This is a genomic window from Bradyrhizobium sp. IC3195 (assembly GCF_020193585.1).
GTDB classification, from domain to species: domain Bacteria; phylum Pseudomonadota; class Alphaproteobacteria; order Rhizobiales; family Xanthobacteraceae; genus Bradyrhizobium; species Bradyrhizobium yuanmingense.
In genome coordinates this window covers 1-25,697 of record NZ_JADYVG010000018.1, presented here as the reverse complement: position 1 = coordinate 25,697, position 25,697 = coordinate 1, and the positions used below count along the sequence as shown (strand labels likewise).

Here is a 25,697-nt window from a genome sequence, read left to right as displayed (position 1 = left end):
ATTCCGGGGCTCGCGAAGCGAGAACCCGGAATCCATCCGAACCACGGAGTGAGCGGCGCAATGGATTCCGGGCTCGCCCTGCGGGCGCCCCGGAATGACGCCCGAATCCGGCCCCTTCGCCTTGATTCCCATCCCCGCCGTCGATACGGTCCCGCGCTATTCAAAACCCCCCGCGAGAGCCCGATCTGACGATGGACGCCTCATTGCCCGCCCATATGCGCCCGGAACGCTCGTTCCAGGGCTTCATCCTCGCGCTCCAGCGGTTCTGGGCCGAGCAGGGCTGCGTGATCCTGCAGCCCTACGACATGGAAATGGGCGCGGGCACCTTCCATCCGGCGACCACGCTCCGCGCGCTTGGGCCAAAGCCGTGGAACGCGGCCTATGTGCAGCCCTCGCGCCGGCCCAAGGACGGCCGTTACGGCGAGAACCCGAACCGGATGCAGCACTATTACCAGTTCCAGGTGATCATGAAGCCGTCGCCGCCGAACCTTCAGGAGCTGTACCTGAAGTCGCTCGCCGCGATCGGCATCGATTCCGCCGTGCACGACATCCGCTTCGTCGAGGACGATTGGGAGAGTCCGACGCTGGGCGCCTGGGGCCTCGGTTGGGAGTGCTGGTGCGACGGCATGGAGGTCAGCCAGTTCACTTACTTTCAGCAGGTCGCCGGCTTCGAATGCGCCCCGGTCGCGGGCGAGCTCACCTACGGGCTCGAGCGCCTCGCGATGTATGTGCAGGGCGTCGACCGCGTCTACGACCTCAATTTCAATGGACGCGACGGTGACCAGAAGGTCACCTATGGCGACGTGTTCCTGCAGGCCGAGCAGGAATATTCGCGGCACAATTTCGAATATGCCGACACCGCGATGCTGTTCGAGCAGTTCAAGATGGCGGAAGCTGCCTGCAAAAAATATCTCGACGCCGGCTGGCGCGACGGCGGCAACCGGAAACAGCATCTGATGGCGCTGCCTGCCTACGACCAGTGCATCAAGGCGAGCCACGTCTTCAACCTGCTCGATGCCCGCGGCGTGATCTCCGTGACCGAACGGCAGAGCTACATTCTGCGCGTGCGCGAGCTCGCAAAAGCTTGTGGCGAGGCCTGGATCCACACTGAAGCGGGCGGAGCGGCCTGATGCCCGATCTTTTGCTTGAACTGTTTTCCGAAGAAATTCCCGCGCGCATGCAGGCGAAGGCGGCGGACGATCTGCGCCGCATGGTCACCGACAAGCTGGTTGCCGAAGGCCTGGTCTATGAGGGCGCAAAGGCCTTCGCGACGCCGCGCCGCCTTGCGCTCACCGTGCACGGCATCCCTGCGCGCCAGCCTGATCTGAAGACCGAGCGCCGCGGACCCAAGGTCGGCGCGCCCGATGCGGCCGTGCAGGGCTTCCTCAAGGCAACCGGTTTGAAGTCGTTGGACGAAGCCAAAATCCAGCGCGACCCCAAGGGTGATTTCTACATCGGCTTGATCGAGAAGCCCGGCCGCGACGCGATCGACGTGCTCGCCGAGATCCTGCCTGTCATCATCCGCACCTTCCCCTGGCCGAAATCGATGCGCTGGGGCGCGCGTTCCGGCAAGCCGGGGTCGCTGAACTGGGTGCGTCCGCTGCACGCGATCACCGCGACCTTCGGACCCGAGACCGAAGAGCCCGATGTCGTGAAGTTCGAGGTCGACGGCATCGAGAGCGGCCAGACCACTTACGGTCATCGCTTCCTTGCGCCGGCGCCGATCTCCGTGCGCCGCTTCGAGGACTACGAGGCTAAGCTTCTTGCAGCAAAAGTCGTGCTCGACCCCGAGCGCCGCAAGGACGCCATCCTCACCGACGCCAAGCAGCTGGCCTTCGCGCAAGGTTTTGAGCTGGTCGAGGACCAGAACCTGCTCGACGAGGTCGCCGGCCTCGTCGAATGGCCGGTCGTGCTGATGGGCTCGTTCGAGCCGGAATTCTTGAAGACTCCCGACGAAGTCATCCGCGCCACCATCCGCAACAACCAGAAGTGTTTCGTGGTGCGCGACCCCAAGACGGGCAAGCTCGCGAGCAAGTTCATCCTGGTCGCCAATATCGAGGCGACCGATGGTGGTGCGACCATCATCGCCGGCAACGAGCGCGTCATTCGCGCCCGGCTGTCGGATGCGAAGTTCTTCTACGAGACGGACCTGAAGATGAAGCTCGAGGGCCGGCTGCCGAAGTTCGATCAGATCGTGTTTCACGAGAAGCTCGGGACGCAGGCGGAACGCATCATGCGCATCGAGCGCCTGGCCGCCGAGATCGCGCCGCTGGTCGGCGCCGATGTCGCCAAGGCGACGCGCGCGGCGCATCTGGCAAAGGCAGATCTGCTGACGGAAGTCGTCGGCGAATTCCCGGAAGTGCAGGGCCTGATGGGCAAATACTATGCGCTGGCTCAGGGCGAAGACGCCTCCGTCGCCGCGGCCTGCGAGGAGCACTACAAGCCGCAAGGGCCTGCTGATCGCGTTCCGACCGATCCGGTCAGCGTCGTGGTGGCGCTCGCGGACAAGATCGATACCCTGGTTGGGTTCTGGGCGATCGACGAGAAGCCGACGGGCAGCAAGGACCCCTATGCGCTGCGTCGTGCGGCGCTGGGCGTGATCAGGCTGATCGCCGAGAACGCGCTGCGTCTGTCGCTCATAAAGGTGGCGGGATCAGCGCTCGCCGGCTTGTCGGTGAAGCCGGCCGATGCCTCGAAGCTTCCGAGCGATCTGCTCGCCTTCTTCGCCGATCGCCTCAAGGTCCAACTCCGCGAGCAGGGCGCGCGCCACGATCTCGTCGATGCCGTGTTCGCGCTCGGCGGCCAGGACGATCTCCTGATGATCGTCCGCCGCGTCGAGGCGCTCGGAAAATTCCTCGACTCTGACGACGGCAAGAACCTGCTCGCCGGCACCAAGCGCGCCAGCAACATCCTCAGCATCGAGGAGAAGAAGGACAAGCGCAGCTTCGACGGCGCGCCGGATGCTGCGCTCTACAGCCTCGCTGAGGAGAAGGCGCTGGCCAAGGCGATCGGTGAGGTCAAGGCGGAAGCCAGCGCTGCGGTGGCCAAGGAAGACTTCGCCGCCGCGATGAGTGCGATGGCAAAGCTGCGTCCGCCGGTCGATGCCTTCTTCGACAAGGTGCGCGTCAATGACGACGATCCCAAGGTACGCGAGAACCGCCTGAAGCTCCTCAACGAGATCCGCAGCGCCACGCGCGCGGTAGCGGACTTCTCGAAGATCCAGGATTGAGGCGCGGTTTGCGGCAAACACCGCTGTCATTCCGGGGCGCGCGTAGCGCGAGCCCGGAATCCATAACCACGATCGTGAGTATGGATTCTCAGGTGCGCAATTGCGCACCATAGCCCACGCCTCCGGCGTGTCCCGGAATGACGGCTGCTGATGTGGCTTGCCCAAAGAAGCCCCGCCCGGCGGGGGGAGGACCGGGCGGGGCCTGATGTCCGATTTAACACTGCTCGCGCCAGCCTGATGTGACGCGCCGGACATCGAATGGAGCGGCTGCGTCTTTAGTCCAGCACCTCGACGATGCGGCGCGAGCGCGGCTCGACCAGCACGGTTTCGCCGTTCACGACGGTGTAGCGATAGGTCGTGGCGCCGAAACGTTGCGGCACGTCATAATAGGTGACGCCTGCCTCGGGTAAGGTGGTGCCGACCACCACGCGATCCGGAATGCGGAAGGGCGGCACACGTTGTTCAACGACATATTCGCGGAAGGCGGGCCGTTGTTCGACGGCAATCGTCGGCGCGCCGTCGACCATGGCGGGCGCGCGTCCAATCGTGACATCGCTTTGCGCCTGCGCCGCAAGGGGCGCGCCGGTTGCGGCCGCTAGCGCTGCGAGAGCAAAAATCCTGTTCCGCATGGACAACTCCTTCGACGTGATTCTGCGGGCGCGCGAGCGGCGCGACCGGTTGCCAATGCGTGCCTCAAGCCAATGTTCCGGCAAAAGGCATGCCGCATTCGCGGCAATTTCGGGCAGTTTTCGTGAGGCCGGAACTCGCAGCAGCCCTTGCGCATCTCTACTCCCGGAACCCATCCGGTTATGATCCGCGCGCGATTCGCCTCACCTCACAGAAAGATAGTTCATGCACATCACCGTCGCCCACATTTCGCCGATCCTGTCGTTGATTGCGGGCGTGCTCATCCTGATCATGCCGCGGCTTCTCAACCTCATCGTCGCGATCTTCCTCATCGTCAACGGCGCGATCGGGCTCGGGCTCCTGAAGTGGCTCCGCTTCTAGGCGTTCACTTTTCGGAACTGTCCGTCTTGCGCGGGCCCGCCCAAAGTGGTGTAAGGCCCGCGATTTCCCATTCCTCTCGCAGGTTGTGTGCAAGCTATGGCCAAAGCCGCCTCGAAGCCTTCTAAAACTGCAGCGAAATCAAAGCCCTCCGCCAAGGCGAAGGCCGCGCCGGCGGCCCGCAAGGCGCTGGCCAAGAGCGCGCCGAAGCCGGTCGCCAAACCCACTGCAAAGCCGGTGGCAAAGGCAATGACCAAGGCGGCTTCGCCGAAGGTTGCCGCGAAGCCTGCGCCGAAGAAGGTTGTGCCTGCCAAGGCGGCGCCGGCAGCGGCGAAGGCCGGCAAATGGGTCTACACGTTCGGTGACGGCAAGGCCGAGGGCCGGACGGAAATGCGCGACCTGCTCGGCGGCAAGGGCGCCAACCTCGCCGAGATGGCCAATCTCGGCCTGCCGGTGCCTCCGGGCTTCACCATCCCGACCTCGGTCTGCACCTATTTCTACGAGCACGACAAGACCTACCCGAAGGAACTGAAGCCGCAGGTTGAGAAGGCGCTCGACTATGTCGGCAAGTTGACCGGCAAGGTGTTCGGCGACACCAGGAACCCGCTGCTCGTCTCGGTGCGCTCCGGCGCGCGCGCCTCGATGCCGGGCATGATGGACACCGTGCTCAATCTCGGCCTCAACGACCAGACCGTGGAAGCGCTGGCCGAGCTGTCGGGCGACCGCCGTTTCGCCTATGACAGCTATCGCCGCTTCATCACGATGTATTCCGACGTGGTGCTCGGCTTCGAGCATCATCACTTCGAGGAGATCCTCGACACCTTCAAGGACAGCCAGGGCTACACGCTCGACACCGATCTGTCCGCCGAGGACTGGGTCGAGCTGGTCGGCAAGTACAAGGACGCGGTCGCACGCGAGACCGGCAAGGAATTCCCGCAGGATCCGCACGACCAGCTCTGGGGCGCGATCGGCGCGGTCTTCTCATCCTGGATGAACGCGCGCGCGGTGACCTACCGCAAGCTGCACGACATTCCGGAATCCTGGGGCACCGCGGTCAACGTGCAGGCCATGGTGTTCGGCAACATGGGCGAGACCTCGGCCACGGGCGTTGCCTTCACCCGCAACCCCTCGACCGGCGAGAGCAAGCTCTACGGCGAGTTCCTGATCAACGCGCAAGGCGAGGACGTGGTCGCGGGCATCCGCACGCCGCAGGACATCACCGAGGAAGCGCGGAAGGAGTCCGGCTCCGACAAGGCCTCGATGGAAGCGGCGATGCCGGAAGCCTTCAAGGAGCTGACGCGGATCTACACGCTGCTCGAGAAGCATTACCGCGACATGCAGGACATGGAGTTCACGGTCGAGCAGGGCAAGCTCTGGATGCTCCAGACCCGCGGCGGCAAGCGCACCGCCAAGGCGGCGCTGCGCATCGCGGTCGAGCTCGCCAATGAGGGCCTGATCTCGAAGAAGGAAGCGGTCACCCGCATCGATCCAGCCTCGCTCGATCAGCTGCTGCATCCGACCATCGATCCCAACGCCAAGCGCGACGTGATCGCCACCGGCCTGCCGGCTTCGCCGGGCGCGGCCTCCGGCGAGATCGTGTTCTCCTCGGACGAGGCGGCCAAGCTTCAGGGCGACGGACGCAAAGTCATTCTGGTCCGCATCGAGACCAGCCCGGAAGACATCCACGGCATGCACGCCGCCGAAGGCATCCTGACCACCCGCGGCGGCATGACCTCGCACGCGGCGGTGGTCGCGCGCGGCATGGGCAAGCCCTGCGTCTCCGGCTGCGGCACCATCCGCGTCGATTACGGCCGCGGCACCATGAGCATAGGCTCGCGCACCTTCAAGACCGGCGACGTCATCACCATCGACGGCTCGCTCGGCCAGGTGCTCGCCGGCCGCATGCCGATGATCGAGCCGGAGCTCTCCGGCGAGTTCGGCACGCTGATGAATTGGGCCGACCAGGTCCGCAAGATCGGCGTCCGCGTCAACGGCGACACACCGGATGATGCGCGCACCGCGATCAAGTTCGGCGCCGAAGGCATCGGCCTCTGCCGTACCGAGCACATGTTCTTCGAGGAGACGCGCATCCGCACGGTGCGCGAGATGATCCTCTCCGAGGACGAGCAGTCGCGCCGCGCCGCGCTGGCAAAACTGCTGCCGATGCAGCGCGCCGATTTCGTCGAGCTGTTCGAGATCATGAAGGGCCTGCCCGTCACGATCCGCCTGCTCGACCCGCCGCTGCATGAATTCCTGCCGCACACCCACGCCGAGGTCGAGGAAGTGGCGCGCGCCATGAACACCGATCCGCGGCGCCTCGCCGACCGCGCCCGCGAGCTCTCGGAGTTCAACCCGATGCTCGGCTTCCGTGGCTGCCGCATCGCGATCGCATACCCTGAGATCGCCGAGATGCAGGCCCGCGCGATCTTCGAGGCGGCGGTCGAGGCGCAGAAGCGCACCGGCAAAGCCGTCGGCCTCGAGGTGATGGTGCCGCTGATCGCGACCAAGACCGAGCTCGATCTGGTCAAGGCGCGGATCGATGCCACCGCACAGGCCGTGATGCGGGAGACCAACACCAAGCTGGCCTATCAGGTTGGCACCATGATCGAGCTGCCGCGCGCCTGCCTGCTCGCGGGCGAGATCGCAGAGTCGGCCGAGTTCTTCTCGTTCGGCACCAACGACTTGACGCAGACGACCTACGGCATCAGCCGCGACGACGCGGCGAGCTTCCTCGGTCCCTACGTCGCCAAGGGCATCCTCTCGGTGGACCCTTTCATCTCGCTGGATCAGGAAGGCGTCGGCGAGCTGGTCAAGATCGGCGTTGCGCGCGGCCGCAAGACCCGCACTTCGCTCAAGGTCGGTATCTGCGGCGAGCACGGCGGCGATCCTGCCTCCGTCGCCTTCTGCCACCATATCGGTCTCGACTACGTCTCCTGCTCGCCCTACCGCGTGCCGATCGCGCGGCTTGCAGCGGCGCAGGCCGCGCTCGGCAAGGCGATCGCGAGCCAAGCGTAAGCCGAAGCATAAATGTGAGTTTGAGAAAGGCGGGGCCCAGCCCCGCCTCTTTCGTTTTAGGCTTTTCGCACAGACGGGTGGGGCGCGCGCAGCGCCGCTCACATCATTCCCGTCTCGTCCTCCTCGGCCTGTCCGATCAGCGCCGCGCTCGCTACCGACTCGCGGCGCGGCACGATGAACAACATCACGCAGGCGCAAAGGATCGAGATTGCGAGCACCGCCGCGGTCAACGGCAGCGTCGTTGTCGAGTGGCCGCCGAGATAGGCGCCGAACTGCGACATCAGCGCGCCAATGCCTTGCTGCAGGAAGCCCATCGCGCCCGAGGCGGTGCCGGCCGCTTCGGGACGGATGCTGATGGCGCCGGCGGCGGAATTCGCCATCACGAAGGCGTTGCCGACCATCACGATCATCTGGGTGCCGAACAGCCAGGCGGGCGCCTCGTTCCAGCCGGCGAAGCTCCAGAGCAGGTTCGCAAGACTACCGCAGAGCTGAAGGGCGAGCCCGAACCAGATCAGCTTCTCCAGCGAGTGGCGCGGCGCAAAGCGCACGCAGAGCAAATTGCCGACCAGAAACGCAAAGCCCGTCGTCGCGAACCAGGCGCCGTATTCGGCGCTGCTGCGGCCCATCTGCGTCACCACGATGTAGGGCCCGCCGCCGGCGAAGGTGAAGATGATCTGGGACGCGAGCACTTGGCACATCACATAGCCGACGAAGGCGCGGCTCCGGATCAGCATGCCGAGATCGTCGCGGAAGCCGCTGCCAGCGGCGCGGCTGCGGCGGGTCTCAGGCAACGCCAAGGCGATCGCGACGGTAACGACGATGGCCGCGATGGTGATGGCGTAGAAGATCGCGCGCCAGCCGAACGCGGTCTCGATCAGGCCGCCGGTGAGCGGCGAGACCATCTGCCCGATCATCAGCGCCGCGACCACGAGGCTGATCATCGAGGCGACGCGGTCGCGCTCGTAAATGTCGCGGATGATGGCTCGGCTGATCACCATGCCGGATGCGCCGCCGAGCGCCTGGAAGAAGCGGGCGGCGATCAATTGCGGCAGGGTCTGCGCGAAGATGCAGGCGACGCTGGCCGCTACCATCAGCGCCAGCCCTCCGAGCAGCACCGGGCGACGGCCGAACCGGTCCGACAGCGGACCCATGATCAGCTGCGACAGCGCGATGCCGACCATGTAGAGCGACACCGTCATCTGCGCGATCGAGATGTCGCTGCCGAAATTCGTCGCCAGCACGGGCAGCGCCGGAACCAGGATGTAGAGCGAGATCGGCGCGACGCCGGTCATCACCACCAGCAGCAGCAACACCAGACGTGATGTCGCAATATTGCTGGGCGTTTCCGGCGGCTTGCTGATCATGCCGTGCATCGCCGGACACTAGCCGCATCGCGTTACGAGCGAATACGCCCATTTCGGCATACGGCTATGCGCGAGGCGTCAAGGCGCTGGGCCTGTAGGGTGGGCAAAGACGCGCTCTTTGCGCGGCGTGCCCACCATTGCTGCCGTCACCCGGAGATGGATGGTGGGCACGCATCCGCCTCCGCTCTTCGAGCGGCAGCGGATGCTTTGCCCACCCTACGCAGGCAGTCTTATGACGGAGTTAGAGCTTCAGCTCCGCCGTGGCCTGATCGAGCCAGGTCTTCGTCGCCTCGTCCAGCGCCGGCCGCACGTCGTCCCTGACGCGCGCATGGTACGCGTTCAGCCAATCGAGCTCGTCGCGGCTCAGCATCGCGACATCGATCAGACGGCGGTCGATCGGCGCCAGGGTCAGCGTCTCGAACGCGTTCATCGGCTTCTCGGCACCCTTGATGTCGGCGGCGACGACCAGCTCGAGATTCTCGATGCGGATGCCGAAGCCATCGGTCTTGTAGTAGCCGGGCTCGTTCGACAGGATCATGCCGCGCTTCAACGGCGTGGTGCCGAGCTTCGAAATTCGTGCCGGTCCTTCGTGCACCGAGAGATAGCTGCCGACGCCGTGGCCGGTGCCGTGCTCGAAATCGAGCCCGACGGCCCAGAGATATTGCCGCGCCAGCGTGTCGAGTTGCGCGCCCGTGGTGCCGTCCGGAAAGACGGCGCGCGCGATCGCGATGTGGCCGCGCAGCACGCGGGTGAAGCGGTCGCGCATCTCATCCGTCGGCTCGCCGACCGCCATGGTGCGCGTGACGTCGGTGGTGCCGTCTTCATATTGCGCGCCGGAATCGATCAGCAGGAGATCGCCGGGCGCGATCCGCCGGTTGCTCTTGCGGGTGACGCGGTAATGCACGATGGCGCCGTTCGGGCCGGTGCCGGAGATGGTCGGGAACGAGACGTCCCTGAGCGCGCCGGTGTCGCGGCGGAAGGTTTCCAGCGCCTCGACCGCGTCGATCTCGGTGAGCTTGCCGCTTGGCGCCTCGCGATCGATCCATGCGAGGAAGCGCGCCAGCGCCACGGCGTCGCGCAAATGAGCCGTCTTGGTGCCCTTGATCTCGGTCGCGTTCTTGACCGCCTTGAGCAGTGCAACCGGATCGCTGCCGCGCACCGGCTTGCCGCCGGCCCCGCTGATCAGGCGGCTGAGTGCGTCGGCCGCTGTGGCATTGTCGAGCGCAATGGCCGCACCGCTCTTGGCCAGCGCCATCAGCGTCGGCGCCATGGCGTCCGGTTCGCGCACGTCAGCGGACTGCTCGAGATGGTCGCGTGTGAGGTTGGAGAGCTTGCGGTGGTCGATGAAGATGGTGGGACGGCCGTCCTTCGGCACCAGCGCGTAGGACAGGGGCAGCGGCGTATGGGCGACGTCGGCGCCGCGGATGTTGAAGGTCCAGGCCACCGCGTGACTGTCCGACAGCACCAAGGCATCGGTGCCGAGCTTGGCGATCTCGGCCCTGATCTGGGTCAGCTTCTCCGCTTCAGTGATACCGGCGTGCTGAAGGCTGTGCACCGCGACGGGGGCGAGCGGCGGCTGCGGCCGGTCCTGCCAGATCGCGTCGATCGGATTGCTGTCGACCGCGACCAGCTCGGCCCCGGCCTTGGCGCAGGCGGCGGACAGCCGTTCTGCTGCCGAAAAAGTGTGCAGCCACGGATCAAATCCGAGGCGGTCGCCGGCTTTCAGATGCGCCGCCACCCAGCTCTCCGGCGGCGGATCGATCAGCGATTCCACCGCCCATGCCTTGGCATCGACCTGCTTGGCCGCCTGCAGCGTGTAGCGGCCGTCGACGAACAGCGCAGCCTCCTGCGGCAGAACCACTGCTAGTCCCGCCGAGCCGGTAAAGCCGGTCAGCCAGGCGAGCCGCTCTTCCGATGGCGGCACATATTCGTTCTGCTGCTGGTCGGCACGTGGCACGACGAAGCCGGTCAACTTGCGACGGGCAAGTTCTTCGCGAAGTGCGGCCAGCCGTGCCGCCAACGCGACGCCGGCCTCCGGCTCCTCGAATGTCTGGAAGTGCGCTTCGAACATGGTGGATCACTTTAGGATCATGGAGATCAGTCCGCAATGTAGACGCATTTGCGTCGCATCTGGCATGGACCGTGCTTGAAATAGTTCCATTCGAATTGAGTGGAGTAAAGGATGCGGCAGTTGCGCTTCGTCCGGATAACAGGGAAATTCGAGCAGGTGGTTCATCTCAACGGCGAGGGGACACACGATGCCAGCGTTCACCTTTGAGAAGATTTCGCCGCCGGCGCGCCGCGCTCCGGCTGCAACGACACCGAAGAAGCCGCGCGGCCTCATCAGCCAGATGATCGAGCGTTTCGCCGAGCGCCGCGCCAGGCGCGCTTTGCAGGGGCAGGGCGCGTCACGCCGCAACAAGAAGCCGGCGGAATAGCGGGGCGAGGGATCGCACCGCCGTCTCGACGCGGTTAGTTCATCCGACCTTCCTCAGCAACAGACTGCTCCACCCCTCGATGCGCAGATGCTTCACCGGCACGAGGCCGCGGGTGCGGTAGGCGGCGATCACGGCGGGCGCCTGGTGCGTCAAGAGGCCGGAGAGGATGACGCGAGCGCCAGGCGCAAGGTGCCGCGTCATCGGGCTCGACAATTGCCGCAACGGATTGGCAAGGATATTGGCGAGCACCAGGTCGAACGGGCCTGCACGCGCAAAATCCGGCGCGGCAAAGCCGGTGGCGCGGATCACCCGCACATGGTTGCCAACTTCGTTCAGCGTGGCGTTCTCGGCGGCCACCCGGACCGATGGCGGATCGATGTCGGAAGCGAGCACCGCGCGATGCAGCGCCTTCGCCGCCGCGATCGCCAGCACGCCCGTGCCGGTGCCGAGATCGAGCAGGCTCCTTGGGCGGGAGCTCTTCAGGACATGGTCAAGCAGAAGTAAACAGCCGCGCGTCGTGCCATGGTGACCGGTGCCGAAGGCGAGCGCCGCCTCGATCTCGATGGCAAGCTTGTTCGGCGCCACACGGTCGCGATCGTGGCTGCCGTGCACGACGAAGCGGCCGGCCGGCACCGGGACGAGATCTTCAAGGCTGGCTTTGACCCAGTCCTTGGCTTCGACAGTGTCGAAGACGAGCGTCGCCGCGATCTCATTTCCTGCTGAAGTTGCAACGAGTTCGCGCAGCCATGCCTGATCGGGCGCTGCGGCGAAATGCAACGTGACGTCCCAGCGTCCGTCAGGCCGTTGGAACGCGGCGACCGCCGCATCGCCGTCGAAAAAGACCTCGGTGAGCACGTCGACGACGCGCTTGGCGTCGGCTTCGCTGCCAATCGAAAAGCTGGCGCGATAGGTCGGGGAAGGCTGCATTCAGGGTTCCGTCGCGTTCAATTTTTGGAACTTTTGCTGCCCAGTTTTCGGACAAGTTGAGGTTCCCATATTAACGCGCCTGCAGTGTGTGGCCCGTATATTTTCGGATGTACAAGCAAGTCCACGCAGCTTTGAATTGAAACGGAGGCGAGTCTTGAAGCGCATGATTCAGAAGTTCTGGTCGGATGAGTCCGGTGCAACCGCGATCGAATACGGCCTGATCGCCGCGGGTATCGCCCTGGCGATCATTACCGTGGTGAACGGCCTGGGCACCACCATGAACGAGAAGTTCACTTCGATTAGCACCTCCTTGAAGTAATTTCCGCCGCCATTTTCCAGCGGGGGCTATTTTCTTCAAAGGCTGTTTCTGATCACCGCCCGCTAGGGGTCTCCCCTGGCGGGCGAGGTCGTTTTTGCCGCCCGACTTCACAGCTTATCCGCCTGCTTGTCCGGACTTTGTCCACCACTTTTCCCCTGATCGCCCCGCCGATTTCCCACCGGCTTTCCCCAGGATCGCTCCTGGCCGTATCGCCCAGGCCTCCTCTGGCCGCTCACAGGCCTTTCGACAGCCTGTCCACAACCAATCCACAGCCCTATCCACGGCTTCCGAACAGGGCGCGGTGATCCCGCAGGATGGCCTGCGCGGCGTTATGGCCGGGGGCGCCGGTGACGCCGCCGCCGGGATGGGCGCCGGATCCGCAATGGTAGAGGCCTCTCAGCGGCCCGCGATAATCGGCGTGGCCCAGCATCGGCCGCGCCGAGAACAGCTGGTTCAATGTCAGCGCGCCGTGGAAGATGTCGCCAGCAAGCAGCCCGAACTGCCGCTCGAGATCGAGCGGAGACAGGATCTGACGGCCGAGCACGCTTGCCGCAAATCCCGGCGCGTACTTATCCACCGTCGCGATCATGAGATCGGCGACCTCGTGGCGATGGTCATCCCACGACTTTCCATCGGGAAGCCCTGGTGCGACATGCTGGCAGAACAGGCTCGCGACATGCTTGCCGGCCGGGGCCAGCGTGTCGTCGAGCGTCGAGGGGATCAGCATCTCCACTACGGGCTCGCGGCTCCAGCCCTGCGCGCGCGCGTCGAGCCAGGCACGGTCCATATAGCCAAGGCTCGGCGCCAGGATGATGCCGGAGGTGAGGTGATCGCCCTCGCCTGAGAGCGCCGTGAAGGAGGGCAGGCGGTCCAGCGCCACATTCATCCGGAAGGTGCCGGAGCCGTTCTTCCAATGCCGCATTCGGGCGAGGAAGTCCGCAGGCAGAGCATCGGCCGCGATCAGCCGCGTGTAGAGCAGCTTTGGATTGACATTGGCCGCGACATATTTCGCGCGGATCGCAGAGCCGTTCTCCAGCACGATTCCGACGGCGCGGTCGCGCTCGACGATGACCTCGCGCACACCGGCATCCGTGTCGATCACGACGCCACGGTCGCGTGCCGCGCGCGCCATCGCCTGCGTGATCGCGCCCATGCCGCCGATGGCGTGGCCCCACACGCCCTTCTTGCCGTTCACCTCCCCGAACGCGTGATGCAGCATCACATAGGCCGAGCCGGCGGCGTAGGGGCTGGCATAATTGCCGACGATGGCGTCGAAGCCGAACAGCGCCTTGACCAGATCGTGCTCGAAACGTTCGTCCAGCATCTCGCCGGCCGAGCGCGTGAACAGATCGAGCAGGCTGCGGCTTTGTTCCAGCGTCAGGCCGCGCAGAATGTTGGCGCTCTGCAAAGCGTTCACGGCCTCGCGGACCGCGTTGGTGCCAAAGCTGTCGAGCAGGTTCGGCGGCGCGCGGAGCACGAACCGCCTGAGCACGTCGGCAATGCCTTCCAGCTCGCGCGCGAAGCCGTCGAGCGCTTCCGCATCATGCGCGCTGAGCCGCGCCACCGAGGCTTTCGTTCGTCCCTCGCCGGTGAGGAGATAGCTGCCGTCCGGCGCGGGCAGAAAATTCTGCGCACGCCGCTCGACGATGCGCAGGCCCTGCTCGGCAAGCTTGAGGTCACGGATCACCTGCGGATTGAGCAGGCTCACGGTGTAGGCGGCGACAGAATTGCGAAAGCCGGGGTGAAACTCCTCCGTCACCGCGGCACCGCCGACCACCTTGCGCCGCTCGACCACGCGCACGCGCAGGCCCGCCATCGCCAGATAGGTCGCGCAGGTGAGGCCGTTATGGCCCGCGCCGATGATGATGACGTCGGTATCTGTCATGACTTCCTTGGCTTAATTCCGGGGCTACTCGGCAGAGCCGAACTATGATGCGGGCTCCGCACCGGAGAATCTCGAGGTTCCGGGTTCGATGCTGCGGATCGTACCGGAACGACATCTCTATATCAGGCATTCCTTGCTGCAACATCGCGCCACACTTTATTGCCCGTCCAGGCGCCTTGTGCTCCATTGCGCGCGATCCGGCGCCCGCCGGGGTTTGAGCCGGAGCATTCATGGATTCGATCGTGCAACCCGCCGCCACGGAGCAGCCGTCGTCGTCGCGCAACCGGCTGCTGCTGACGATCTACACCGCTGCGATCTTCGTCAGCGCGCTGCTGCTGTTCTCGGTGCAGCCTCTGTTCACCAAGATGGTGCTGCCGCGGCTCGGCGGCTCGCCGGCGGTGTGGTCGGTGGCCATGGTGTTCTTCCAGTCGCTGCTGCTGGCCGGCTATGCCTATGCGCATCTGCTGATGCAGGCGCGGAACCGGATCGTCCCCGTCGCGGTACATCTGGTGCTGCTGTTCGCCGCCTTCGCCACGCTGCCGCTCGGCATCGCCTCCGCCTATGGCGAGCCGCCGGCTTCGGGCTACGCAGTCTGGCTGCTCGCCCTGTTCGCAGTCTCGATCGGGCTGCCGTTCTTTGCGCTCGCCGCGAACAATCCGCTGCTGCAGGCCTGGTTCGTCCGCACCGGCCATCCGGCCGGCCATGATCCCTATTTCCTCTACGCCTCCTCCAATGTCGGCAGCTTCCTCGCGCTGTTGTCCTATCCGTTCCTGCTGGAGCCGATGTTCACGCTGCAGATGCAGAACCGGTTCTGGACCGGTGGCTATGGCCTGCTGATCCTCCTCATCGGCGCCTGCGGCGTGCTGTTGTTGCGTTCGCCGAAGCTGGCGCTGACCGACATGCGAGCCGAGGACGTGAATGCACCCGCGCCCGGCCTCTTGACGCGGTTGCGCTGGATCTTCCTCGCCGCCGTGCCATCGGGCCTGCTCATCGCCGTCACCGCGCACATCTCGACCGACGTCGCGGCGGCGCCGCTTTTGTGGGTGCTGCCGCTGTCGCTTTACCTCTTGACCTGGGTCGTCGTGTTCCAGTCGCGGCCGCTGCTGCCGCACAAATGGATGCTGATGCTCCAGCCGGTCGCGATTGCGGGCGTCGTCGTCCTGCTGGCTTTCGGCGGCGAGCAGAACCTGCTGCTGACCCTCGGCGGACATCAACTCTGCTTCTTCGTCATCGCCATGGCCTGCCACGGCGAGCTGGCGCGGACGCGGCCGGCCGCAAAATATCTCACCGGCTTCTATGTCGCGCTGTCGTTCGGCGGCATGGTCGGCGGCTTGTTCGCGGGGCTGGTTGCGCCCTTCACCTTCTCCTGGATCGTGGAATATCCGATCCTGATCGCGCTTGCCGCGCTGTGCCGTCCGTCCGCGAATGAGCGGCTGGCCGCAATCGTCAAATGGTACTGGCTGGCGCTCGCCGCGCTCGCGGTGGCGCTCATCGCGCCGTCATACACGACCGGCGGCCTCTCGACCTGGTTCGAGGATCATCGCGTCTGGGTCGCCGGCGCCGTCGGCGTGCTCGCCGCTCTGCTCGCGCTGATCCTCAATGCCGGGCGCTGGAAGATCTTTGCCACCGTCGTGCTGGCTCTGGCGTTGATCCGCGTCTATCCCGCGGACGAGGGCCGCGTCACGACCGTGCGCAGCTTCTTCGGCGTGCACAAGATCGTGGTGACGCCGGGCGGTTATTTCCACGTGCTGATGCACGGCACCACCATTCATGGCGCCGAGCGTTTCCGCAACAATGACGGCACGCCTGTTGCCGGCCGGCCCGAGCCGATCACCTATTATCACAAGGACGGCGGCATCGGTCAGGCCGTCAGCGCAATCCGCGAGCGCAAGGGCGCGCCGCTGAAGGTCGCCGCGATCGGCGTCGGCTCCGGCACGCTCGCCTGCGCCGCCGAGCGGGGGGAGGACTGGACCTTTTTCGAGATCGACCAGTCCATGGTCGACGCGGCGCGCGACCCGAGGAATTTCCGCTACATCTCGAGCTGCATGCCCGACATGAAGCCCGTCATCGGCGATGCGCGCCTCACCTTCGCCAAGGAGCCCGACGGCGCCTATGATCTCGTCATCGTCGACGCCTATTCGTCCGACGCGATCCCGATCCATCTTGCGACCGAAGAGGCGATGAAGATCTACAAGGACAAGCTCGCGCCGCACGGCGCCGTGGTGATGCACGTCTCCAACCGGCATCTGGATCTCGAAACCGTGGTCGTCGGTATCGCGGACGCCAACGATCTCAAGAGCTGGGTCTTCAACGAGGATTCCGGGCGCGATGGCGACTACATCTTCTCGACCGACGTCGTCATCTCCGCGCGCGAGGAGGCCGACATCGGCAGGCTCGCGTCGTCCAAGCAATGGGAACAGACCGAAGCCGACGACAGGGTGCGAGTCTGGACCGATGACTATTCGAACATCCTGGGCGCGCTATATCGGCGTTGGAAGGACGGCGAGTAGGGCTCTCTTCGCAGCCCGGATGGAGCGAAGCGCAATCCGGGGGCGCTCCCGGCGTGGTACTGTCCCGATTTCGCTGCGCTCCATCCGGGCTACGAGGCATCGCAACTACGGCGCCACGGGCGTCCCCACCGGCAGCGCAATTCCCTTAGCGCCGGCCACCTCTCGCAATAGATCCGGCCTGTCCGAGATGATGCCGTCGACGCCGAGCTCGATCATGCGCGTCATGTCCTCGCGCTTGTTCACCGTCCATACCACGACGCGCAGTCCGAGCGCGTGGGCCTCCGAGACCAGAGGCGCGGTCACGTCGCCGAAATAGGGCGACCAGATCGCGCCGCCCGCAGCCTTGATCGTGCGCGGCAGCGAGCCGGCGTGATCGGCCGGGTTGAACCCCGCCGTCCAGTTTGTCGCCTTGTCGAGCGCTACCGTCGGAGCCAGGCCGCGCTGGATCGTCAGGTACGCGGTCGGGATGTTCGGCGCCTGCTGCTGGACGCGACGCAAGGTTCGCCAGTCGAACGACTGGATCATGACGCGATCGGAGACTCCCTCGGTCTCGATCACCCCGAGCAGCTTCGCGACGAATTCTTGCGGATCAAGCGTTTCATCGGGACGGTTCGGATCGATCTTGGTCTCGATGTTGAAGCGCACTTGCCTGTTGCCGGACTTGCGCACCAGCGCGAACAGCTCGCGCAAGGTGGGAATGCGAGTCCCCGGGACGGCACGCTGGCCCGGAAATTGTTTCGCATAGGCACTGTCCGGCCGAATCTGGCCGACGTCATAGGTCCTGATCTCGTCGAGCCGCAATTTCACGAACGGCGTGCCGGGCGGAGCGATGTAGGCGCCATCGGGCCGCCGTGCGAGATCGGGATTGAGCCCGCGCTCATGCGCGACGATCACTTCGCCGTCGGCGGTGACGCCGACGTCGAGCTCCAGCGTGTCCACGCCCATCGTCAGCGAATGGGCGAAGGCGGGCAGGGTGTTTTCCGGCAGCAGCGCCCGCCCGCCGCGATGCGCCTCGAGGTCGAAGGCCAAATCAGATCCCATGGCTTGTCCGGCAGTGAGCAGCGAGAGCAGCACCGGGATTGTCGTGGCACGTGATGGCATGGTGCCTCGACGGTCAAGGGCGGTTGATGGTCGCCGGGTCAGTTCTGATAGTAGTAGCCGCGCGGCTGATAAACCTGCCGCGGCTGCGGCTGATAGTAATAGCCCTGCTGGCCGTAGCCCTGGTCGTAATAAGGCCGCGGCTGCTGCTGATAGACCTGCGCGTCGTAGAGCGGGCGGGTGGCCGAGCGCGGCGCCGGATAGCGCGCGCCGGTGTCGCTGCCGTCGGCCGGGTAGATGTAATTGTCGTCCTGCGGCATGTAGCGCCGCGCGGGCTGCGCCGGCGGGGTCAGGTCCACGGGGGCGCCGGTGGTGGCGTATTGGTCTTCGGCCGGCTGCGGGGCGCGGGCCACCGCAGTGTTGTTGCGGCCGCGCGGATTGCGCGCCAGCGCCACCTGTGCCGAGCCGGTCAGCGTCACCGTGGTGTTGAGCACGCCCTGCTGCTGCACCAGCGCATAGAGCGTCGAGGCATTCTGGCGCGACAGGCGCACGCAGCCATGGGATGCCGGCGAGCCGAGCCGGCCGACCGAGTCCGTGCCGTGGATGGCGTGCCCGACCTTGGTGAAGAAGATCGCGTGCGGCATCGGCGCGTCGTCGAATTCCTTGGAGTAGTGATCCTCTTCCATGCGGAAGGCCCGGAAGGCGCCGTTCGGCGTCTCGCGCGAGGGGAGGCCGGTCGACACCGGCCAGCGGTAGCGCGCGACCCCGTCGACGGCGACGGTCATCTGCTGATTGTCCTTGTCGACGGTGATCTCGACCTTGGCCTGCGCGGTGCCCGCGCTCAAAAGCATCAGGGATGTGAGAGCAATAAAAAACGAACGCATCTGACTTCTGGCCTCCGGCCTGTTCATGCTTAGCGCCGCGGCTCTCCGTCCCCCGGCGTGCATTATGCCTGCAGCCCGGCGTTGGTTCCAGCGGCCAGCCTGTCCATCGTTAACGTGATGGCAGGCGTAAGCAAGGCCGCTTTGTGCCGCGCCGGCCGGCGGCGCTGACATTTTCGCGAGCGCCGCGTGGTCAGTTCTTGAGCCGGTATCCGGTTCGGAAAATCCACCAGATCACGACCAGGCAGATCACCAGGAAGGCCAACGTCATGCCGATGCTGACGGACACGCTGACGTCGGCGATCTCGTAAAAGCTCCAGCGGAAGCCGGAGATCAGATAGACGACCGGGTTGAGCAGCGCGACCGTGCGCCATGTCGGCGGCAGCATGTCGATGGAATAGAAGCTGCCGCCGAGGAAGGTGAGCGGCGTCACCACCAGCATCGGAATCATCTGCAGCTTCTCGAATCCGTCGGCCCAGATGCCGATGATGAAGCCGAACAGGCTGAACGTCACCGCCGTCAGCACCAGGAAGGCCAGCATCCAGACCGGATGCTGGATATGCAATGGAACGAAGAGCCCGGCGGTCGCCAGGATGATCAGGCCCAGGATGATCGACTTGGTGGCGGCGGCGCCGACATAGCCGAGCACGATCTCGAAATAGGAGATCGGCGCCGACAGGATCTCGTAGATCGTGCCGGTGAATTTCGGGAAGTAGATGCCGAACGAGGCGTTGGCGATGCTCTGCGTCAGCACCGAAAGCATGATCAGGCCCGGCACGATGAAGGTGCCGTAGCTGACGCCCTCGACCTCGCTGATGCGCGAGCCGATCGCAGCGCCGAACACCACGAAATAGAGCGAGGTCGAGACCACCGGCGAGACGATGCTTTGCAGCAGTGTCCGCCAGGTGCGCGCCATTTCGAACAGGTAGATGGCGCGAATGGCGCGGTGGTTCATGACGTCCTCACGAGGTCGACGAAGATGTCCTCGAGCGACGATTGCGTCGTGTCGAGGTCGTTGAAGCGGATGCCGGCGGCGCGCAAATCGCCGAGCAGGCTGGTGATGCCGGTGCGCTCGCCCTGGGTGTCGTAATCGTAGACCAGCGTCGCGCCGCCGTCGCAGAGCTCGAGCTCGTATTGGCTGAGGCTTTCCGGCAACGCCGTCACCTTGTTCTGCAGATGCAGCGTCAGCCGCTTCTTGCCCAGCTTCTGCATCAAGGTGGTCTTGTCCTCGACCAGCACGATCTCGCCCTTGTTGATGACGCCGATGCGGTCGGCCATCTCCTCGGCTTCCTCGATGTAATGCGTGGTGAGGATGATGGTGACGCCGGATTGCTGAAGCCCGCGTACCACCTCCCACATGCCCTTGCGCAGCTCGACGTCGACGCCGGCGGTCGGCTCGTCCAGGAACAGGATCTGCGGCTCGTGCGACAATGCCTTGGCGATCATCACGCGGCGCTTCATGCCGCCGGAGAGCGTGATGATCTTGTTGTCCTTCTTGTCCCACAGCGAGAGGGCCTTCAGCACCTTCTCGATGTGATCGGGGTTCTTCGGCTTGCCGAACAGGCCGCGGGAGAAGCTCACGGTCGCCCACACGCTCTCGAAGGCGTCGGTGTGCAATTCCTGCGGCACGAGGCCGATCAGCGAGCGCGCCTTGCGGTAGGAGGTCTGGATGTCCTCGCCGCCGACCAGGACGCGGCCTTCGCTCGGATTGGCGATGCCGCAAATGATCGAGATCAGCGTGGTCTTGCCGGCGCCGTTGGGGCCGAGCAGCGCAAAAATCTCGCCGCGCTTGATGTCGAGATTGACGTTCTTGAGCGCCTTGAAGCCGGACCCATAGGTCTTCGACAGATTGGCGACGGAGATGATGGAAGACATGATGGCCGCGAGGCTGAGGAGCAAAGGCTGGGGAGGGGGCCGGACCATCCAGGAGGACAGGTCGGCGGAGCCCTGAAATAGGAACGCCATTGTCCCTCCGCAATTCCCCGGAGAAAAATGGTCTCAAAACAGGCGCTTTAGTGGCATGTTCCGGGCAAGTGTTGCGCGATGGTCACGGCTTGCTGCTAAGATTAGCGCTCACGCGCCTCTTTGTTGCGTCTGCGAGCGCGCCGTGGCTACGATTCCGGCCAATCGCGAAGCGTATTGTCTCCAGGGAAAAGATCGATGAGACCGAACGGCCGTCACACCGCCGGCGCCAGCCAATTGTCCGCCCTCCGTGTTTGGGCGATGGGCCTGCTCCTGCTGTCAGCTGTTGCCATCAGCCCGACCACCGCCAAGGCCGCGCCGAGCCAGGCCGCGGCGGCGACCACGCATGTCTATCTGCTCCGCGGCGTGCTCAACATCTTCTCGCTCGGCCTCGACACCATCGGCGCCCGGCTCCAGGCGCAGGGCGTTCCGGTGACCGTCGCCAATTTCGTGTCCTGGTCCTCGCTCGCCGATGAAGCGGCGGCTGCCTACAAGGCCGGTCGGCTCAAGACCATCATCCTGGTCGGCCATTCCTCGGGTGCGACCGCGCTGCCCGACATGATCGCCAAGCTCAACCAGCTCGGCGTGCCCGTGAAGCTCGCGATCGGCCTCGACTCCGTGTTCAAGACCAAGCTCTCGACCGGCGCGGAACGCTACATCAACATCTATATCGGCGATGGCCCCGGCGAGCCGGTGCGGGCCGCGGCCGGGTTCCGCGGCAAGCTCGACAATGTCGACATCCGCGGCAGTGGCGTCGGCCACATCTCGATCGACAAGAACGAGGCGATCCAGCGCCGCGTCATCGCCGAGATCGACGCCGCCATCATGCGCTCGCGCGCCCCGGCTGCGCGAGTCGCCGAACCCGCTGCGCCGCGGCCCGCACGCGCGGCGGCGGCAACGGATCCGGCGAGGAATTGAGCCGTCGCGCATCCTGCCGCGTGATGCCCGCCTAAGCTGGCGTTACGCGAACCGGCATGCTCTCCAGCCCGCGCAGGGAATTGTTGAGCCTGCGCTTCGGCTCCGCCGCGAGCTCGATCGTCTTCACGCGCCTTGCGAGCTCGCCGAAGATCAATTCGCCCTCCAGACGCGCGATCATCTGGCCGATGCAGGCGTGTATGCCTGCGCCGAAGCCGACATGGCCGGTCGCAACCCGCTCCACGTCGAAACGGGCCGGCTTGTCCCAGCGCGCGGGATCGCGATTGGCGGAGGCCATGAACAGCAGCACCTTGCGGTGCGCCGGGATCACGCCGCCGCCGATCTCGGCATCGCGCGAGGTGGTGCGAAAAAACGTCTGCACCGGTGAATCGTAGCGAAGGCCTTCCTCGAAGGCGTTGCGCGCCAGCTCTGGTTTCTCGTGCAGCTTGCGATATTCGTCCGGATGAGTGGCGAGCGCGAGCAGGGTATTGCCGATGCCATTGACGGTGGTGTCGATTCCTGCCGTGAGGAACGGCCGCACCAGATGCGTCGCCTCGTGCTCGGTGATCTCGCCCTCATCGGCCGCCTGGTAGATCATCATGCCGAGGCTGTCGGGCCGTAGCGCATCGCGCGCACAACATTCCATGATCCAGCTCTGCGCCGTGAGACCATCCTTCCGCGACGCCGCGAGGATCTCGTTCTCCGGGCCGAAGCTGTTGAATACGAACGTGCTCCAGGCGAGCAGCTTCTCGCGCCCATCGGGGCGGATGCCGATCGCGTCCGGAAACACCTTCATCGGATAGGCTTCCGCAAGATCGGTCACGGCATCGAAGGTGCCTTTATCGATCAGCTCCGAGACCTTCCTCTCTGCTTCGCGCTGGAACGTCTCGCGCAGCTTCCTTGCGACGCCCGGAGACAGCGTGCGGCCGAGCACGCGGCGGCCCTTGTCGTGGTCGGGCGGATCGATCTGCAGGGTCAGCGGCTTTGGCAGCGCCGGGTTCATCCCGCTCAGCCCGACGCCCTCGCCACTGATGAACGTTTTCCAGTCCTTCAGGGCCGCTTCGACCTCGGCATAGCGGGCCATGGCCCACACGTCGTAGCGCTCCACCTCGAACACCGGCCCGATTGCGCGCAGCGCCTCATAGGCGGGATAGGGATCCGTCAGAAAGCCGGGCGCGAACGGATCGACCGGACTGGATGCAATGCCGCTCATGGTCAGCTCCGAACCGCTATTGCTTTGCGAGCGGGCACTGACCGTCACTCTCGGACCGGAACGCGTCCTCGCCCTTGATCGTGGCAACGACCTTCAGCAGATCCCAGGACGAATTCGATTCCTCGGGAGCCTTGACCTGCAACAGGTAGAGCGGATGGATCTTGCGGCCGTCCTTGCGGATGTAGCCCTTGCCGAACAACTGATCGTCGGTCGGCATCTGCTTCATCGTCGCGACCACGGCCTTGCCGTCCTTGGCGCCGCCGGCCTTGTGGACCGCCTTGAGGTAGTGGATGACCGAGGCATAGACGCCGGCCTGCATGTCGTTCGGATAGGCCTTCGAGGGAATGCGTTCGGCGAAGCGCTTCGCGAAAGCACGCGTGCCGTCGGTCAGATCCCAGTAGAACGGATTCATGATCTGCGCGCCCTGCGCAAACTTGAGCCCAAGCGCGGGAAGGCCGTTCATGCCGAGGATCAATCCGACCAGCTTGTGATCCTTCGTCAGCCCGAACTCGGCGGCCTGCTTCATCGAGGTGATGGTATCGTCCCCCGCATTGGCGAATGCGATGACGCTCGCACCCGACGCCTGGGCCTGGAGCAGGAATGAGGCGTAATCAGCCGTGCCCAACGGATGCCGCACGCTGCCGAGCACCTCACCGCCGGACGCTTTCACGGCTTCCGCGGCCTGCTTTTCCAGATCATGGCCGAACGCGTAATCCGCGGTGATGAAGAACCATTTCTTGCCGCCCTGCTGCACGATGGCCTTGCCGAGGCCGCGCCCGTAGGAATAGGTGTCGTAGGTCCAGTGCACGGTGTTTGGCGTGCACTTCTCGCCGGTCAGCAGTACCGTGCCGGCGCCCGAGCCGACGAAGACCTTGTTCTTCTCGGCGCTCATGCCGGCCACGGCGAGCGCAATCGACGAGTTCGGAATGTCGAAGATCGCATCGACGCTCTCGTTCTCGTACCAGCGCCGGGCGATACCGATGCCGATGTCCGTCTTGTTCTAATGGTCCGCCGCAACGACTTCCACCGGCTTGCCGGCGGCCTTTCCGCCATAGTCCTCGACGGCCATCTTGGCGGCGACGACCGAGCCGATGCCCTGATAGCTCGCGAACGGCCCCGATTGATCGTTCAGGATGCCGATCTTCACGACGTCCTGGGCCAAGGTCGGTGCGGCGGTCAGCACCGCGGCCACCATGCACAGTTTATGCAGGAATTTGCTGTTCATTGTGTCCCTCCCATGGGCGGTCTTGGTGCCGCTCTATAATAGTTATATTTTATAGCTATTTTTGAGAGTGTCAATTCGGCCGACTTGTGGCCGCCGGATCCAGGATCATGAGCCCGAAAGCAGTCAGACCCGGAGCGAAGCCCGCTCAACCGTCGGAGACGTCACTGGACTTGCGCGCGCTGCAGCGCACGCCCGGCTTCATGCTGCGGCTCGCGCAGCTGAAGTTCTTCGAAGGCTTCTACGAGGAGTTCGCCGCACTGGGCCTGACGCCGGCGACCTACGCGATCTTCGTCGTCATTCGCGACAATCCGGGCGTTCCCCCCAGCAGCCTTGCCAGCCTGCTCCGCCTGCGCCTGCCGAACCTGATCAAGATCCTGAACGAGCTGGAATCGTCCGGCTTCATCAAGCGTAACCGCTCGAGATCCGACCGCCGCGCGGTCGAGTTGATGCTTACGCCGAAGGGCGCCAAGCTCATTCAGGACGGGGCAAGCCTGACGGGGCTCTATAACCGGAAGATGCTGGCCCCGCTCACGGAGGCGGAGCAGCGCACCCTGCTCGAATTGCTCAACCGGCTGCTGCCGCTTTAGCCCGGGAGAGGCCCGCCTGAGGCCGACGGTCGCAGCCACGTCCAGCGGCGCGGCAGCCGGAGAGGGCGCCGGACGAGAGATGGTCGGTTCCCGTGCCCCAAAATCCACCCAATCGATGGTCACTAAGCCGGTCAGGGGAGGCCCCTGCCTCCCGTGGTGGGACTGCTGGACTGATGATTCATTCGAGGCGACTCCTCGCGCTGGCAGCAGTGGTGCTGCTCGCCTTGAGCAGTGGCATGGCCGCTGCTACTCCCCCCAAGTCCAAGACCAACGCGACCGCCCCCGCCGCGCCGCCGCCGCCTCCGCCGTTCGAGCCGTTGCCGCCGCCAAAAATCTACCTGTTCCGCGGCGCCATGGGCCCGATCTTCTCGACCGGCATGGATCGGCTCGAAGAGAAGCTAACGAAGGCCGGCTTCTCGGCCAACGTCTACGAATTCACCATCTGCCGGTGGATCGGCGATCGCGCCATCTCCAGCTATAAGGAATCGCCGGCGCCGATCGTGCTGATGGGCCATTCCATGGGCGGGCTGTGCTCGATCGTCATCTCCGAGATGGCGGCCAAGGAGAACATCCCGATCAGCCTCGTCATCGCCATCGATCCCGCGCAAGCGACCGGCGATGTCCCCCTCAACGTCGAGCGCTTCATCAACATCTTCCTGTCCGACAGCGTGCTCGGCGGCGGCGACGTCGTGGCTGTTCCCGGCTTTCGCGGCCATTACGCCAGCTATGACCTCAAGCGGAACGCGCGCGTCACCCACATCAACATCGAGAAGTCCGACGATATCCATCGTCAGATCGTCGAGATGGTGACGCAGCTGCCGCGCATTCCGCCGCAAACGCAGGCCGATGCCGTGCCGCTGCGCTATCTCGTGCCGGCGGACACGCTGGTCGAATTGTGGGACAGCGGCGTGCGGGTGCCGGTGCGCCGCGGCGACACCATGGAGAGCATCGCAGCAGCAAACCGCGTGCCGCTGTGGACGCTCGCGCAGAGCAACTCGCTGCCCGAGAACGCGCAGCTGACGCCGGGCCAGACCATCATCGTCCCCCGCCATCTGACACCGCCCGAGCCGGCCGCCGCGATGGCCACGCCGCCGGCGTCACCGGCGGCGCGGAGGTAGGGGCCGTTATCTTGCCGCAGAAGGCGGTGCGCTCCCTCTCCCGCTTGCGGGGGAGGGTTGGGGAGG

The 25,697-nt window shown here is 65.2% G+C and carries 20 protein-coding genes and 1 pseudogene; 10 read left to right on the top strand and 11 right to left on the bottom strand.

Translation table 11 applies throughout. The annotated features are described in order from the left end of the window. The first annotated feature begins 191 nt into the window (after positions 1-191). Both I6F09_RS27310 and glyS read left to right on the top strand, forming a co-directional pair. Entirely contained in the window at positions 192-1,130 is a 939-nt protein-coding gene (locus I6F09_RS27310) for a glycine--tRNA ligase subunit alpha (protein WP_036006377.1), read from the top strand. Beyond that, entirely contained in the window at positions 1,130-3,229 is a 2,100-nt protein-coding gene (gene glyS, locus I6F09_RS27305; protein ID WP_225189486.1) for a glycine--tRNA ligase subunit beta, read from the top strand. Before I6F09_RS27310 ends, glyS begins: the two co-directional genes overlap by 1 nt. Before the next feature lie 275 nt (positions 3,230-3,504). Here glyS and I6F09_RS27300 read toward each other — a convergent pair whose 3' ends face one another. Beyond that, on the bottom strand, positions 3,505-3,858 hold the full coding sequence (locus tag I6F09_RS27300; protein WP_036006381.1) for a DUF1236 domain-containing protein: 354 nt from the start codon (positions 3,856-3,858) through the stop codon (positions 3,505-3,507). Between the two features lie 223 nt (positions 3,859-4,081). On the opposite strand from I6F09_RS27300, the gene I6F09_RS27295 reads away from it, so the two are divergent. Then, entirely contained in the window at positions 4,082-4,237 is a 156-nt protein-coding gene (locus I6F09_RS27295; protein WP_008562090.1) for a DUF3096 domain-containing protein, read from the top strand. Between the two features lie 96 nt (positions 4,238-4,333). Then, positions 4,334-7,249, top strand: coding sequence for a pyruvate, phosphate dikinase (gene ppdK, locus I6F09_RS27290; RefSeq protein ID WP_225189485.1), 2,916 nt, complete (start codon positions 4,334-4,336; stop codon positions 7,247-7,249). Between the two features lie 98 nt (positions 7,250-7,347). Here the strand turns inward: ppdK and I6F09_RS27285 are convergent, their stop codons facing one another. After that, on the bottom strand, positions 7,348-8,622 hold the full coding sequence (locus I6F09_RS27285; protein WP_225189484.1) for a multidrug effflux MFS transporter: 1,275 nt from the start codon (positions 8,620-8,622) through the stop codon (positions 7,348-7,350). 232 nt (positions 8,623-8,854) lie between these two features. Next, on the bottom strand, positions 8,855-10,684 hold the full coding sequence (locus I6F09_RS27280; RefSeq protein WP_225189483.1) for an aminopeptidase P family protein: 1,830 nt from the start codon (positions 10,682-10,684) through the stop codon (positions 8,855-8,857). Positions 10,685-10,871: 187 nt separating this feature from the next. Here I6F09_RS27280 and I6F09_RS27275 point away from each other — a divergent pair, with 187 nt between their 5' ends. Beyond that, positions 10,872-11,051 (top strand): hypothetical protein, encoded by a 180-nt coding sequence (locus tag I6F09_RS27275; RefSeq protein ID WP_036006393.1) that lies wholly within the window; start codon positions 10,872-10,874, stop codon positions 11,049-11,051. A 39-nt stretch (positions 11,052-11,090) separates the two neighbouring features. Here the strand turns inward: I6F09_RS27275 and I6F09_RS27270 are convergent, their stop codons facing one another. Then, complete coding sequence (locus I6F09_RS27270) at positions 11,091-11,978, bottom strand: 50S ribosomal protein L11 methyltransferase (RefSeq protein WP_225189482.1); 888 nt, start codon at positions 11,976-11,978, stop codon at positions 11,091-11,093. A gap of 154 nt (positions 11,979-12,132) precedes the next feature. Here I6F09_RS27270 and I6F09_RS27265 point away from each other — a divergent pair, with 154 nt between their 5' ends. Continuing rightward, the gene (locus tag I6F09_RS27265) at positions 12,133-12,297 is read left to right on the top strand and encodes a Flp family type IVb pilin (protein WP_036006397.1); all 165 of its coding nucleotides are present in this window, start codon (positions 12,133-12,135) and stop codon (positions 12,295-12,297) included. A 274-nt stretch (positions 12,298-12,571) separates the two neighbouring features. On the opposite strand, the gene I6F09_RS27260 is transcribed toward I6F09_RS27265, so the two are convergent. Further along, positions 12,572-14,182, bottom strand: coding sequence for an NAD(P)/FAD-dependent oxidoreductase (locus I6F09_RS27260; RefSeq protein ID WP_225189481.1), 1,611 nt, complete (start codon positions 14,180-14,182; stop codon positions 12,572-12,574). Between the two features lie 230 nt (positions 14,183-14,412). Between I6F09_RS27260 and I6F09_RS27255 the strand changes: the two genes are divergently transcribed. Continuing rightward, on the top strand, positions 14,413-16,692 hold the full coding sequence (locus I6F09_RS27255; protein ID WP_225189480.1) for a fused MFS/spermidine synthase: 2,280 nt from the start codon (positions 14,413-14,415) through the stop codon (positions 16,690-16,692). 105 nt (positions 16,693-16,797) lie between these two features. On the opposite strand, the gene I6F09_RS27250 is transcribed toward I6F09_RS27255, so the two are convergent. The 4 genes from I6F09_RS27250 to I6F09_RS27235 all read right to left on the bottom strand — a co-directional run bounded on the left by I6F09_RS27250 (position 16,798) and on the right by I6F09_RS27235 (position 20,486). Further along, positions 16,798-17,793 carry a glycerophosphodiester phosphodiesterase gene (locus I6F09_RS27250; protein WP_128263074.1) on the bottom strand — a complete coding sequence of 332 codons (996 nt, stop codon included), beginning with the start codon at positions 17,791-17,793 and terminating at the stop codon, positions 16,798-16,800. A 38-nt stretch (positions 17,794-17,831) separates the two neighbouring features. Beyond that, complete coding sequence (locus I6F09_RS27245) at positions 17,832-18,641, bottom strand: L,D-transpeptidase (RefSeq protein WP_081492937.1); 810 nt, start codon at positions 18,639-18,641, stop codon at positions 17,832-17,834. A 163-nt stretch (positions 18,642-18,804) separates the two neighbouring features. Then, positions 18,805-19,566 (bottom strand): ABC transporter permease, encoded by a 762-nt coding sequence (locus I6F09_RS27240; protein WP_036006407.1) that lies wholly within the window; start codon positions 19,564-19,566, stop codon positions 18,805-18,807. After that, entirely contained in the window at positions 19,563-20,486 is a 924-nt protein-coding gene (locus tag I6F09_RS27235; protein ID WP_036006409.1) for an ABC transporter ATP-binding protein, read from the bottom strand. The genes I6F09_RS27240 and I6F09_RS27235 overlap by 4 nt, the downstream gene beginning before the upstream one ends. 285 nt (positions 20,487-20,771) lie before the next feature. Between I6F09_RS27235 and I6F09_RS27230 the strand changes: the two genes are divergently transcribed. Next, positions 20,772-21,491, top strand: a complete 720-nt coding sequence (locus tag I6F09_RS27230) for a hypothetical protein (protein WP_036024916.1) — start codon at positions 20,772-20,774, stop codon at positions 21,489-21,491. A 31-nt stretch (positions 21,492-21,522) separates the two neighbouring features. On the opposite strand, the gene I6F09_RS27225 is transcribed toward I6F09_RS27230, so the two are convergent. Continuing rightward, a complete protein-coding gene (locus tag I6F09_RS27225; protein WP_225189479.1) occupies positions 21,523-22,701 on the bottom strand; it encodes a cytochrome P450 in 1,179 nt (392 codons plus the stop codon). Positions 22,702-22,717: 16 nt separating this feature from the next. After that, a pseudogene (locus I6F09_RS27220) lies at positions 22,718-23,926 on the bottom strand (ABC transporter substrate-binding protein). Between the two features lie 107 nt (positions 23,927-24,033). On the opposite strand from I6F09_RS27220, the gene I6F09_RS27215 reads away from it, so the two are divergent. Both I6F09_RS27215 and I6F09_RS27210 read left to right on the top strand, forming a co-directional pair. Then, complete coding sequence (locus I6F09_RS27215; protein ID WP_225189478.1) at positions 24,034-24,513, top strand: MarR family transcriptional regulator; 480 nt, start codon at positions 24,034-24,036, stop codon at positions 24,511-24,513. A gap of 173 nt (positions 24,514-24,686) precedes the next feature. After that, entirely contained in the window at positions 24,687-25,631 is a 945-nt protein-coding gene (locus I6F09_RS27210) for a LysM peptidoglycan-binding domain-containing protein (RefSeq protein ID WP_036006428.1), read from the top strand. Positions 25,632-25,697: the final 66 nt, after the last annotated feature.

Coding starts and splice junctions, on each gene's coding strand:
- I6F09_RS27245 (WP_081492937.1), bottom strand. CDS start 18,641: ATGAACAGGCCGGAGGCCAGAAGTCAGATGCGTTCGTTTTTTATTGCT.
- I6F09_RS27285 (WP_225189484.1), bottom strand. CDS start 8,622: ATGCACGGCATGATCAGCAAGCCGCCGGAAACGCCCAGCAATATTGCG.
- I6F09_RS27300 (WP_036006381.1), bottom strand. CDS start 3,858: ATGCGGAACAGGATTTTTGCTCTCGCAGCGCTAGCGGCCGCAACCGGC.
- I6F09_RS27270 (WP_225189482.1), bottom strand. CDS start 11,978: ATGCAGCCTTCCCCGACCTATCGCGCCAGCTTTTCGATTGGCAGCGAA.
- I6F09_RS27255 (WP_225189480.1), top strand. CDS start 14,413: ATGGATTCGATCGTGCAACCCGCCGCCACGGAGCAGCCGTCGTCGTCG.
- I6F09_RS27210 (WP_036006428.1), top strand. CDS start 24,687: ATGATTCATTCGAGGCGACTCCTCGCGCTGGCAGCAGTGGTGCTGCTC.
- I6F09_RS27235 (WP_036006409.1), bottom strand. CDS start 20,486: ATGTCTTCCATCATCTCCGTCGCCAATCTGTCGAAGACCTATGGGTCC.
- I6F09_RS27260 (WP_225189481.1), bottom strand. CDS start 14,182: ATGACAGATACCGACGTCATCATCATCGGCGCGGGCCATAACGGCCTC.
- I6F09_RS27310 (WP_036006377.1), top strand. CDS start 192: ATGGACGCCTCATTGCCCGCCCATATGCGCCCGGAACGCTCGTTCCAG.
- I6F09_RS27225 (WP_225189479.1), bottom strand. CDS start 22,701: ATGAGCGGCATTGCATCCAGTCCGGTCGATCCGTTCGCGCCCGGCTTT.
- I6F09_RS27250 (WP_128263074.1), bottom strand. CDS start 17,793: ATGCCATCACGTGCCACGACAATCCCGGTGCTGCTCTCGCTGCTCACT.
- I6F09_RS27230 (WP_036024916.1), top strand. CDS start 20,772: ATGAGACCGAACGGCCGTCACACCGCCGGCGCCAGCCAATTGTCCGCC.
- I6F09_RS27295 (WP_008562090.1), top strand. CDS start 4,082: ATGCACATCACCGTCGCCCACATTTCGCCGATCCTGTCGTTGATTGCG.
- I6F09_RS27240 (WP_036006407.1), bottom strand. CDS start 19,566: ATGAACCACCGCGCCATTCGCGCCATCTACCTGTTCGAAATGGCGCGC.
- glyS (WP_225189486.1), top strand. CDS start 1,130: ATGCCCGATCTTTTGCTTGAACTGTTTTCCGAAGAAATTCCCGCGCGC.
- I6F09_RS27280 (WP_225189483.1), bottom strand. CDS start 10,684: ATGTTCGAAGCGCACTTCCAGACATTCGAGGAGCCGGAGGCCGGCGTC.
- I6F09_RS27215 (WP_225189478.1), top strand. CDS start 24,034: ATGAGCCCGAAAGCAGTCAGACCCGGAGCGAAGCCCGCTCAACCGTCG.
- I6F09_RS27275 (WP_036006393.1), top strand. CDS start 10,872: ATGCCAGCGTTCACCTTTGAGAAGATTTCGCCGCCGGCGCGCCGCGCT.
- ppdK (WP_225189485.1), top strand. CDS start 4,334: ATGGCCAAAGCCGCCTCGAAGCCTTCTAAAACTGCAGCGAAATCAAAG.